This is a genomic window from Escherichia sp. MOD1-EC7011, from assembly GCF_002965005.1.
In the GTDB taxonomy this organism is placed as follows: domain Bacteria; phylum Pseudomonadota; class Gammaproteobacteria; order Enterobacterales; family Enterobacteriaceae; genus Escherichia; species Escherichia ruysiae.
The window spans coordinates 57,966-69,519 of the sequence record NZ_PTRD01000023.1 but is presented as its reverse complement, the minus strand read 5'-3'; the positions used below and the strand labels follow the sequence as shown (position 1 = coordinate 69,519).

The window sequence follows — 11,554 nt, the reverse complement described above, 5'->3', positions numbered from 1 at the left end:
TGAATCAGAACGATTGTTCTGGAAAAACTCTAAAGCTGTGGCCAGTTTTTGTTGACCACTACACACCAACATGTCCTTATCAACACAATGTAGGGAAAGTATATCTGATTGTGGAAAAAGGCTGGCAGGAGATAAGTGGGTAAGGTCAGTATTTCATGAAATGATGGGTGGCAACGATCATTGTCAATTGACCAGGCGCAGAGCTTACGCCTGGTGTGACAGTCTGACTTAAGATGTTGATTCGGCGCGAGCGAGAGTGAAAATATCGTAAAAAGACAACTCGCCTTTACGGGCGATCATTTTTTGCAGTTGTTCTTTATGAACATCTGCGACACGCGGCGAGTTCAGTATGGTTTCAACCAGCGCGGCAGGGACAAAGCGCGTGTTATACCATTCGCCGTTATAGCAAACTCGAAAATCCAGCACGTCGATGTCTTCGTAGCGGTAGCGTGGGTAGACATCGAAAAAGAAGAAACCGTTGAGCAGGATGAATAGCACGACAAGGAGCCAGACTGAACCTGATAGCGTTTCGGACTGCAACATCACTGCCAGCGTAGCAAAAAAGGCAACATACATGCCAATAAACAGCCCCGGATGTTTGCGGATAAAACTGATACTAAAGCGGGGCTTGTTGTCGCGTTTTTCGCGCGTATTCAGAGATTCAATTGTTTCGGTCAGCAGGCGTTGTATTTCGGTCATCTTTTGCCTTCGTGGTATCTGCAACTCTCCAGGGAACACCCTATTTTAACGTGGGAATGACATGAGAAAAGTAACAGATTAACTATAATTTTGCATAACAGTTGCAAATTGTAGTTACAGTTTTTTAATGACTCTGGCTGGGTTACCGCCTACGACAACATTATCAGGGACATCTTTGGTGACGACGGCACCTGATGCCACTACGACGTTATCGCCAATGGTAACGCCCGGGTTAATGATGGCACGACCACCAATCCAGACGTTGTTACCGATAGTCACCGGTTTCCCCAGTTCAACACCGCTATTACGTGCTACAGGGTCGATGGGATGTGTTGCCGTGTAGATATGGACACCAGGCGCCAGCATACAATTATCGCCGATATGAATAGGGCAGACATCAAGCATCACGCAATCGAAGTTCGCGTAAAACCCTTTACCGAGAAAAATGTTATAGCCATAGTCGCAGCGAAAGGAGGGCTCAATATACGCATCCGCAACCTGACCGAGTAAATCGGCGAGGATTTTTTGGCGTAAGGATTGATCTTCCGGCGAGGAATGATTGTATTGGTGAATAAGCTGACGAGCGCGCAGGCGATCGCGAGATAAAGTCTCATCTGCCGATCGATACAACTCACCAGCAATCATCTTTTCTTTTTCTGTGCTCATTACTGACGACCCGGTTGCTGGAAATGGGGCAACACAGTAATACGAAATGTCAGTGATGAGAACGTTCCCGTCACCTCTGTGTGACAGAAGTCACACGCGGCATGTCGTCATAGTAAAAATAAAATATATCTAATAAACAGATGGTTATAGTCCAGTGCTTATACTGTTTAATTATCGAATAAATTTCCACACCGAGGAAGGGATCTTGTCGTAAAGCTTATTCATGGTCAATTCTGCAAGACGGTGATCTGCGGCTGAGTAAAATACCGCCAGTTCATTATCTGATAATTCGTATTTATTTTTCTCGATAACACGTTCCAGCGTGTCAATTGTCTGACAACGACGCAAACGCATCAAATAATCGGTTTTCGTTAAAGGCTTATCGGACATACTTCTACCCATGGTTGTAATAATTAGAACAAGATAAACTCGCAGGATTCTCTTTAGTGGCGTTCACAAAACAACGGAACAGTCGGTTACCTGACTTCCGCCATTTCTGGAGATCCTGCATATTAATACCATAACTACTGAACAACATAAAGGTGTCGTCCAGATATTCATCTATCTGCTCAATGAGCTTATTGTCTTCATTATACTTAATTTTGTAATTAAGTGCGAAGGTCGCAATATGCTCAATGAGTTCATTAAGCTGCAGATTGATAGCCGAGGTAGGGTCGTTAACCCAACCATGGTTACTTTCTTCAAGGTTTGCAAGACAGTCATGATACAGGGTTTCGCAGAGAAATTTAAGCTGTGCAATATCATGTCTTTTTGGTGAGTATTCATCCATAACGCGTCCCCTTCTTAGTGGTTGAACTAACGGACACCTTTCGGGGTGGGAAAACTTACTGACCTGGACTTGCCCTCACAGTTGTTAGATTAACTATAATCCACTCTATGAAGGTTTTCATCGCATTATTACGAAAAATTACAATTAGTGGGAGGAGAGGGAAAAGGCTTACTTTTTCACCCTGCATCAACCACGTAAAGGCTAAAGCAGTTTGTTTGATGCTATTCATAACGTAATCAGGATCCTTGCGTCGGGGGTGATAAAATGAGACGGGAATTTGTCACACTAATACCCAGGATTTCTCTGATTATGATGTAATTGATATGAATAAATAAAGGATTGCCGCAAATAATTAAGAATAGCCTCTAGATGTCTATGGGTTATTATACCTATTACTACCACTTAATATAAATTAACTAACAATAAGCATTTTTTATGAATTTTATGTAGCGTTAAAACTAACTTCCGTTTGCGAGCTTAGCTGTAAACATTGTTATTTTAAGATTATACGTATTAAAAAGGCCGCTTGCGCGGCCTTAGTGATTACGAGATCTATCAATGATGATCGACAGTATGGTTATGTTCGATATCTTCATTCTTGCGACTAAAGCGGCGGCGAACCACCACAAAGAACACCGGAACGAAGAAGATTGCCAGTACTGTTGCCGTCACCATCCCGCCCATTACGCCGGTCCCTACTGCGTTTTGTGCGCCGGAACCAGCACCAGTGCTGATAACTAGCGGCATAACGCCGAGGATAAACGCCAGTGAAGTCATCAGGATTGGGCGTAAACGCATACGCACCGCGTCCAGAGTTGCTTCAATCAGACCCTTACCTTCTTTATCCATCAAGTCCTTGGCGAATTCGACGATAAGTATCGCGTTCTTCGCCGACAACCCAATGGTTGTAAGCAGGCCCACCTGGAAGTATACGTCATTGGTTAAGCCACGGAAGGTGGCTGCCAGCAACGCACCGATAACCCCTAGCGGAACAACCAGCATAACGGAGAACGGAATCGACCAGCTCTCATACAGCGCCGCCAGACACAGGAACACCACAATCAACGAAATTGCGTACAGCGAAGGCGCCTGGTTGCCGGAGAGACGTTCCTGATAGGACATCCCCGTCCAGTCGTAGCCAACCCCCGTAGGCAGTTTGCTCGCCAGTTGCTCCATCAACGCCATCGCTTCACCGGTACTCTTGCCTGGTGCTGCCTGGCCTAAGATCTCCATGGATGGCAGACCGTTGTAACGTTCCAGACGCGGCGAACCGTATTCCCAACGGGAAGAGGAGAACGCCGAGAATGGCACCATCTGACCATTAGCAGCGCGGACATACCAGTTACCGATATCTTCTGGCAACATGCGGTATTTCGCTTCTGACATCACGTAAACTTTCTTCACGCGACCACGGTCGATAAAGTCGTTCACGTAGCTGCCGCCCCATGCAGCACCCAGAGTGGTGTTAATGTCGTTGATAGAAACACCCAGCGCCTGAGCTTTTTCCTGGTCGATATCAATTTTAAACTGCGGCGTGTCTTCCAGACCGTTCGGACGCACGCTGGTCAGCATATCAGGATGCTTCGCCGCTTCGCCCAGCAACTGGTTACGTGCCTGAGTCAGTTTTTCGTGACCGAGGCCGGCCTGGTCAATCAACTCAAAGTCAAAACCGGTTGCCGTACCCAGTTCTACAATCGCTGGCAGGTTAAAGGCGAACACCATCGCATCTTTAATCTGCGAGAAAGCGCGCGTTGCACGCGTGGTAATTGCTTCAACTTTGTTTTCATCACCCGGACGGTCAGCCCAGTCCTTCAACGAAACGAACGCAATACCCGTGTTCTGACCACGTCCTGCAAAACCGAAGCCGTTAACGGCGAACACCGATTCAACGTTGTTCTTTTCTTTGGTCAGATAGTAATTCGTCACTTCGTTGAGCACTTTCTGCGTGCGTTCCTGCGTTGCACCTGCAGGCAGCTGAACCATGGTCATAAATACGCCCTGGTCTTCATCTGGCAAGAAGGAGCTTGGCAGACGCACGAACAGATAGGCCATGCCGACCACGATGATCAGATACAGCACCAGATAACGCCCCGTACTGCGCAGAATTCCGCCTACGCTGTCGGTGTAGTGGTGCGTGCTCTTCTCGAACATGCGGTTAAACCAGCCGAAGAAGCCTTTCTTGCCTTCCCCGTGATCGCCTTTGGCAATCGGTTTCAGCATGGTCGCACAAAGCGCCGGAGTCAGGATCAATGCCACCAGTACCGACAGTGCCATTGCCGAAACAATGGTAATGGAGAACTGACGATAGATTGCACCAGTCGAACCGCCGAAGAAGGCCATTGGTACGAATACCGCAGACAGCACCATCGCGATACCCACCAGTGCGCCCTGAATCTGCCCCATCGATTTACGTGTAGCTTCTTTCGGCGGCAAACCTTCTTCCGCCATCACACGTTCCACGTTTTCTACTACAACGATGGCGTCATCCACCAACAGGCCGATAGCGAGCACCATCCCGAACATCGTTAGCGTGTTTATCGAGAAGCCAAAGGCAGCAAGAACCGCAAAGGTTCCCAGCAATACCACCGGTACGGCAATGGTCGGAATCAACGTCGCGCGGAAGTTCTGCAAGAACAGATACATGACCAGGAACACGAGGATGATCGCTTCAACCAGCGTTTTAACCACTTCGTGAATGGAGATTTTCACGAACGGCGTAGTGTCGTATGGATAAACGATTTTCAGACCCGATGGGAAGAACGGCTCCATCTTCGCCAGTTCAGCACGGATTGCCGCAGCCGTATCCAGCGCGTTCGCACCGGTCGCCAGTTTGATACCCAGACCAGAAGCGGGTTGTCCGTTAAACTCTGCGATGATGTCGTAGTTCTCACCACCCAGCTCAATTTTCGCCACATCACGCAGCAGTACGCGGGAACCATCCTGATTCACTTTCAGCAGAATTTTGCCGAACTCTTCAGTGGAGGTCAGACGCGTCTGAGCAATAATAGAGGCGTTAAGCTGCTGGCCTTTCACCGGCGGCGTACCACCGAGCTGACCGGCCGCGACCTGGGCGTTTTGTGCTTTGATAGCGGTAATGACATCAACCGGCGTTAACTGGTATTTGTTCAGCTCATTCGGGTTCATCCAGATACGCATCGCATACTGTGAACCGAACAGCTGAACGTCACCGACGCCTGATGTACGGCTGATGGCATCTTTCATATTCGCCGCTACATAGTCGGAGATATCCTCCTGCGTCATGGAGCCATCGGTGTTGATAACGCCGACAACCATCAGGAAGCTACTGGAGGATTTCTCAACGCTCACCCCTTGCTGCTGTACTTCCTGCGGCAGTAATGGCATCGCCAGTTGCAGTTTGTTCTGCACCTGAACCTGCGCAATATCCGCATCAGTACCAGACTCAAAGGTCAGGGTGATCTGCACAGTACCCGTGGAGTCACTGTTGGAGGACATGTACATCAGGTTATCGATACCGTTCATATTCTGTTCGATAACCTGTGTAACAGTGTCCTGCACCGTTTTTGCATCAGCGCCAGGATAGGAAGCGGAGATCGTTACTGCCGGCGGTGCAATAGTAGGATATTGCGCCACCGGCAGTTTGAGGATCGCCAGCCCCCCTGCCAACATGATGATGATGGCGATCACCCATGCAAAAATCGGGCGATCAATAAAGAAATTAGGCATGTCTTAACGGCTCCTGTTTAAGTTAAGACTTGGACTGTTCAGGCTGAGCACCGCTTGCGTCTTGCTGGTTGTTATCAGCGGTTATCTCTTGTGCTTTCACCTGGACACCAGGACGCACTTTCTGCAGCCCACTTACTACTACTCGTTCGCCTGCTTTCAGACCCTCAGTCACCAGCCACTTATCGCCAATGGCCTGGCTTGCGACGATCGGACGAGTTTCCACTTTGTCATCCGCGCCAACTACCAGAACGGTAGCTTCGCCGCGTGGTGTACGAGTTACACCTTGTTGCGGAACTAAAATGGCGGTTGGATTAAGCCCTTCTTCCAGACGTGCGCGCACGAACATACCCGGCAGCAGGGTGTGATCCGGGTTCGGGAAGATAGCGCGTAAAGTGATAGAACCGGTGGTCTGATCAACGGTAACGTCAGAGAACTCCAGCGTACCGTCCTGCGGGAACTTAATACCGTCACTGGTGATTAGCGAGACTTTGGCTTTACCGTTCTCTTGCTTCAGTGTGCCGTTGGCGAGTTCTTGTTTCAGACGCAGGAAATCGTTACTGGACTGAGTAACATCAACGTAGATCGGATCAAGTTGCTGCACGGTCGCCAGCGCAGTCGCCTGGCCGTTTTGCACCAATGCGCCTTCCGTCACGTTCGATTTACCAATACGGCCGGTAATCGGAGAGGTGACTTTGGTGTAAGCCAGATTGATGCGCGCGGTTTCAACAGCCGCTTTCGCCGCAGTAACAGCCGCATTTGCCTGTTGCGCATCAGCCAGCGCCTGATCGTACTCTTGCTTACTGATGTACTGAGTACCCAGCAGCTTCTGGTAACGATTAACAGTCAACTGCGCGATATTGGCTGCTGCCTGCGCTTTAGCCAGATCGCCTTTTGCACTGTCGTACGCTGCCTGATAGGTCGCAGGATCAATCTGATAGAGAGAGACACCTGCTTCGATGTCGCTACCTTCTTTGAAATTACGCTTCAGGATAATCCCGCTAACTTGAGGACGAACTTCTGCGATCCGGTAGGCACTGGTGCGACCCGGAAGCTCGGTTGTGATCTGCAGAGGTTCAGTTTTGACTGTTACTACCCCAACAGCGGGCATCTGCTGGCCACCTTGTTGGGCCTGTTTGTCGTCACATCCTGTAAGCGCTAAGCTGCCTGAGAGCATCAGAACGATCGCCAGAGGCGTAAACCCTCTGTTTTTGTTCATATGTAAACCTCGAGTGTCCGATTTCAAATTGGTCAATGGTCAAAAGTCGATAAACCCATTGCTGCGTTTATATTATCGTCGTGCTATGGTACATACATTCATAAATGTATGTAAATCTAACGCCTGTAAATTCACGAACATATGGCACGAAAAACCAAACAAGAAGCGCAAGAAACGCGTCAACACATCCTCGATGTGGCTTTACGTCTTTTCTCACAGCAGGGGGTATCATCCACCTCACTGGGAGAGATTGCAAAAGCAGCAGGCGTTACGCGTGGTGCAATCTACTGGCATTTTAAAGATAAGTCGGATTTGTTCAGTGAGATCTGGGAGCTGTCAGAATCCAATATTGGTGAACTAGAGCTTGAGTATCAGGCAAAATTCCCTGACGATCCACTCTCAGTATTAAGAGAAATACTAATTCATGTTCTTGAATCGACGGTGACTGAAGAGCGGCGGCGATTATTGATGGAGATTATTTTCCACAAATGCGAATTTGTCGGAGAAATGGCTGTTGTTCAACAGGCACAACGTAATCTCTGTCTGGAAAGTTATGACCGTATAGAACAAACGTTAAGACATTGTATTGAAGCGAAAATGCTGCCCGCAGATTTAATGACGCGTCGCGCAGCCATTATTATGCGCGGCTATATTTCCGGCTTAATGGAAAATTGGCTCTTTGCCCCGCAATCTTTTGACCTCAAAAAAGAAGCCCGCGATTACGTTGCCATATTGTTGGAAATGTATCTTCTTTGCCCTACGCTTCGTACACCTGTCACCAACGAAAAATCCTGAATCAGACTCCAGGATTTTTCCTGGACATTTTCTCTGTTGCTATTCTGGCTCTCTACGGCGTGCTATTCTAGCCGCTTGACTATTTCAGGTCGTCCTTCAGGTTCAGAAACCTTCATTCATCATGACTATGTTCCAGTATTACAAACGATCACGGCATTTTGTTTTTTCAGCATTTATTGCTTTTGTTTTGGTCTTGTTATGCCAGAACACGGCCTTTGCGCGGGCGTCATCAAATGGTGACTTACCGACGAAAGCGGATCTACAGGCACAGCTTGACTCGCTTAATAAACAAAAAGATCTTTCTGCTCAGGACAAACTGGTTCAGCAGGATCTGACAGACACATTAGCCACTCTCGATAAAATCGATCGCGTAAAAGAAGAGACGGTTCAGTTACGACAAAAAGTGGCTGAAGCGCCAGAAAAAATGCGCCAGGCGACCGCAGCGTTAACCGCACTTAGCGATGTGGACAACGACGACGAAACGCGCAAAATTCTGAGCACGCTTTCGTTGCGCCAACTGGAAACTCGCGTTGCCCAGGCGCTGGACGATTTGCAAAACGCACAAAACGATCTGGCGTCTTATAACAGCCAGTTAGTTTCTTTACAGACGCAGCCTGAACGCGTGCAAAATGCGATGTATACCGCCTCACAGCAGCTGCAACAAATTCGCAGCCGTCTGGATGGCACGGAAGTCGGTGAGACAGCCTTACGTCCCAGCCAGAAAGTGCTGATGCAGGCGCAGCAGGCTTTGTTGAATGCCGAGATTGACCAGCAACGTAAAAGCCTGGAAGGGAACACCGTCTTACAGGATACCCTGCAAAAGCAACGCGATTATGTGACGGCGAACAGCACTCGTCTGGAACATGAGCTGCAACTATTGCAGGAGGCGGTTAACAGCAAGCGTCTGACATTAACTGAAAAAACGGCGCAGGAAGCGGTAACGCCGGACGAAGCTGCGCGTATTCAGGCTAATCCGCTGGTGAAACAAGAGCTGGAAATTAACCAGCAGTTAAGTCAGCGTCTGATTAGCGCCACTGAAAACGGCAATTTGCTGATGCAGCAAAACATAAAAGTCAAAAACTGGCTGGAGCGGGCGCTGCAATCGGAACGCAATATCAAAGAGCAGATTTCTGTCCTGAAGGGCAGTCTGCTGCTGTCACGTATTCTTTATCAGCAACAACAAACGCTGCCCTCGGCGGACGAACTGGAAAATATGACCAACCGCATTGCGGATTTGCGTCTCGAACAGTTCGAAGTGAACCAGCAGCGTGACGCACTCTTCCAGAGCGATGCTTATGTCGCCAAACTGGAAGAGGGTCATGCGAATGAAGTCAACGACGAAGTCCGTGACGCATTGTTGCAAGTAGTTGATATGCGTCGCGAATTGCTGGATCAGCTTAACAAACAGTTGGGCAACCAACTCATGATGGCCATTAACCTGCAAATCAACCAGCAACAGTTAATGAGCGTATCGAAAAACCTGAAATCCATCCTGACCCAGCAGATTTTCTGGGTGAACAGTAACCGCCCGATGGACTGGGACTGGATTAAAGCGTTCCCACAAACGCTGCAGGATGAATTCAAGTCGATGAAAATTACGGTGAACTGGGAAAAAGCCTGGCCTGCCGTCTTTATCGCTTTCCTCGCAGGTTTGCCGCTGCTGCTCATCGCCGGGTTGATTCACTGGCGTCTGGGATGGCTGAAAGCGTATCAACAAAAACTGGCTTCCGCCGTAGGTTCCCTGCGTAACGACAGCCAGCTCAACACACCAAAAGCGATCCTTATCGATCTGATCCGCGCGCTGCCGGTGTGTCTGATTATTCTCGCCGTCGGTTTGATTCTGCTCACCATGCAGCTCAACATCAGTGAATTACTGTGGTCGTTCAGCAAAAAACTGGCGATTTTCTGGCTGGTGTTTGGCCTGTGCTGGAAGGTACTGGAGAAAAACGGCGTTGCTGTTCGTCACTTTGGTATGCCGGAACAGCAGACCAGCCACTGGCGTCGGCAAATTGTCCGCATCAGCCTCGCGTTGCTGCCAATCCATTTCTGGTCTGTGGTGGCAGAACTTTCCCCGCTGCATCTGATGGATGATGTGCTGGGGCAGGCGATGATTTTCTTCAACCTGCTGCTGATTGCCTTCCTGGTATGGCCGATGTGCCGCGAAAGCTGGCGCGATAAAGAGTCGCACACCATGCGACTGGTCACCATTACCGTGCTGTCGATTATCCCGATTGCGTTGATGGTGCTGACCGCCACAGGTTATTTCTACACCACGCTGCGCCTCTCCGGGCGTTGGATTGAAACCGTTTATCTGGTGATCATCTGGAACCTGCTGTACCAGACGGTATTGCGCGGCTTAAGCGTAGCGGCGCGGCGTATCGCCTGGCGTCGTGCGCTGGCGCGTCGGCAGAATCTGGTGAAAGAGGGCGCAGAAGGTGCCGAACCGCCGGAAGAACCCACCATTGCACTGGAGCAGGTTAACCAGCAGACGCTGCGTATTACCATGTTGCTGATGTTTGCGCTGTTCGGTGTCATGTTCTGGGCAATTTGGTCCGATTTGATCACCGTGTTCAGCTATCTCGACAGCATCACGCTCTGGCATTACAACGGCACTGAAGCCGGGGTTGCGGTGGTGAAAAGCGTCACTATGGGCAGTCTGTTGTTTGCGATTATCGCATCGATGGTTGCCTGGGCGCTGATCCGCAACCTGCCTGGTTTGCTGGAAGTGCTGGTGCTCTCGCGACTGAATATGCGCCAGGGCGCGTCGTATGCCATTACTACCATCCTTAACTACATCATCATTGCCGTTGGTGCGATGACGGTGTTCGGATCGCTTGGTGTGTCGTGGGATAAACTCCAGTGGCTGGCAGCGGCATTATCTGTAGGTCTGGGTTTTGGTTTACAAGAGATCTTCGGTAACTTCGTTTCTGGTTTGATCATCCTGTTCGAACGTCCGGTGCGCATTGGCGATACGGTAACCATCGGTACTTTCTCCGGAACAGTCAGTAAGATTCGTATTCGTGCAACGACTATTACGGACTTCGATCGCAAAGAAGTGATCATCCCGAACAAAGCGTTCGTAACCGAGCGTCTGATCAACTGGTCGTTAACCGATACCACCACTCGTCTGGTGATCCGCCTGGGTGTGGCTTACGGTTCTGATCTGGAAAAAGTACGCAGAGTCCTGCTTCAGGCAGCGACTGAGCATCCAAGGGTGATGCACGAACCGATGCCGGAAGTCTTCTTTACTGCGTTTGGCGCCAGCACCCTGGATCACGAGCTGCGCCTGTACGTTCGTGAACTGCGCGACCGTAGCCGTACTGTCGATGAACTGAACCGTACCATTGATCAGCTGTGCCGTGAAAACGACATCAACATTGCCTTTAACCAGCTTGAAGTGCATCTGCACAACGAGAAGGGCGATGAGGTGACGGAAGTAAAACGCGACTACAAAGGCGACGATCCGACGCCAGCGGTAGGGTAATAACGAAAGGGGGCGACATTTATCCGCCCCCGAGATTGCTGACAAAGCCCGGCATATGCACGGACGATCCCCTCGCCCCATCGGGGAGAGGGCTAGGGTGAGGGGGGCAGGCCAGCGCCTGTGCGAATAATACCCTCACCCCGACCCTCTCTCTAAAAGGGCGAGGGGGAAAGCCGTGCCCGTTTTGACCCGTAAGCGA

Annotated in this window: 8 protein-coding genes; 2 read left to right on the top strand and 6 right to left on the bottom strand. The window is 49.7% G+C overall.

Features of this window, described 5'->3' with window-relative positions:
- Positions 1-228: 228 nt before the first annotated feature.
- The 6 genes from A7098_RS11425 to acrA form a co-directional block, all read right to left on the bottom strand.
- Entirely contained in the window at positions 229-699 is a 471-nt protein-coding gene (locus tag A7098_RS11425) for a YlaC family protein (RefSeq protein ID WP_085460461.1), read from the bottom strand.
- A 114-nt stretch (positions 700-813) separates the two neighbouring features.
- Complete coding sequence (maa, locus tag A7098_RS11420) at positions 814-1,365, bottom strand: maltose O-acetyltransferase (RefSeq protein WP_000102550.1); 552 nt, start codon at positions 1,363-1,365, stop codon at positions 814-816.
- Positions 1,366-1,536: 171 nt separating this feature from the next.
- Complete coding sequence (locus tag A7098_RS11415; protein ID WP_001280991.1) at positions 1,537-1,755, bottom strand: HHA domain-containing protein; 219 nt, start codon at positions 1,753-1,755, stop codon at positions 1,537-1,539.
- 4 nt (positions 1,756-1,759) lie between these two features.
- Entirely contained in the window at positions 1,760-2,155 is a 396-nt protein-coding gene (gene tomB / locus A7098_RS11410) for an Hha toxicity modulator TomB (RefSeq protein WP_000344801.1), read from the bottom strand.
- Positions 2,156-2,710: 555 nt separating this feature from the next.
- Positions 2,711-5,860: an efflux RND transporter permease AcrB gene (gene acrB / locus A7098_RS11405; protein ID WP_001132459.1), complete on the bottom strand. Its 3,150-nt coding sequence runs from the start codon at positions 5,858-5,860 to the stop codon at positions 2,711-2,713.
- Between the two features lie 22 nt (positions 5,861-5,882).
- Complete coding sequence (gene acrA, locus A7098_RS11400; protein ID WP_010347661.1) at positions 5,883-7,076, bottom strand: multidrug efflux RND transporter periplasmic adaptor subunit AcrA; 1,194 nt, start codon at positions 7,074-7,076, stop codon at positions 5,883-5,885.
- A gap of 141 nt (positions 7,077-7,217) precedes the next feature.
- On the opposite strand from acrA, the gene acrR reads away from it, so the two are divergent.
- Entirely contained in the window at positions 7,218-7,871 is a 654-nt protein-coding gene (gene acrR, locus A7098_RS11395) for a multidrug efflux transporter transcriptional repressor AcrR (protein ID WP_032224794.1), read from the top strand.
- Between the two features lie 121 nt (positions 7,872-7,992).
- The gene (gene mscK, locus A7098_RS11385; RefSeq protein WP_032224796.1) at positions 7,993-11,355 is read left to right on the top strand and encodes a mechanosensitive channel MscK; all 3,363 of its coding nucleotides are present in this window, start codon (positions 7,993-7,995) and stop codon (positions 11,353-11,355) included.
- The last annotated feature ends 199 nt before the right edge of the window (positions 11,356-11,554 follow it).

Excerpts from the sequence above, each read along its gene's own strand:
- A7098_RS11415 (WP_001280991.1), bottom strand. The coding sequence starts at position 1,755 with ATGTCCGATAAGCCTTTAACGAAAACCGATTATTTGATGCGTTTGCGT.
- maa (WP_000102550.1), bottom strand. The coding sequence starts at position 1,365 with ATGAGCACAGAAAAAGAAAAGATGATTGCTGGTGAGTTGTATCGATCG.
- tomB (WP_000344801.1), bottom strand. The coding sequence starts at position 2,155 with ATGGATGAATACTCACCAAAAAGACATGATATTGCACAGCTTAAATTT.
- acrA (WP_010347661.1), bottom strand. The coding sequence starts at position 7,076 with ATGAACAAAAACAGAGGGTTTACGCCTCTGGCGATCGTTCTGATGCTC.
- acrB (WP_001132459.1), bottom strand. The coding sequence starts at position 5,860 with ATGCCTAATTTCTTTATTGATCGCCCGATTTTTGCATGGGTGATCGCC.
- A7098_RS11425 (WP_085460461.1), bottom strand. The coding sequence starts at position 699 with ATGACCGAAATACAACGCCTGCTGACCGAAACAATTGAATCTCTGAAT.
- acrR (WP_032224794.1), top strand. The coding sequence starts at position 7,218 with ATGGCACGAAAAACCAAACAAGAAGCGCAAGAAACGCGTCAACACATC.
- mscK (WP_032224796.1), top strand. The coding sequence starts at position 7,993 with ATGACTATGTTCCAGTATTACAAACGATCACGGCATTTTGTTTTTTCA.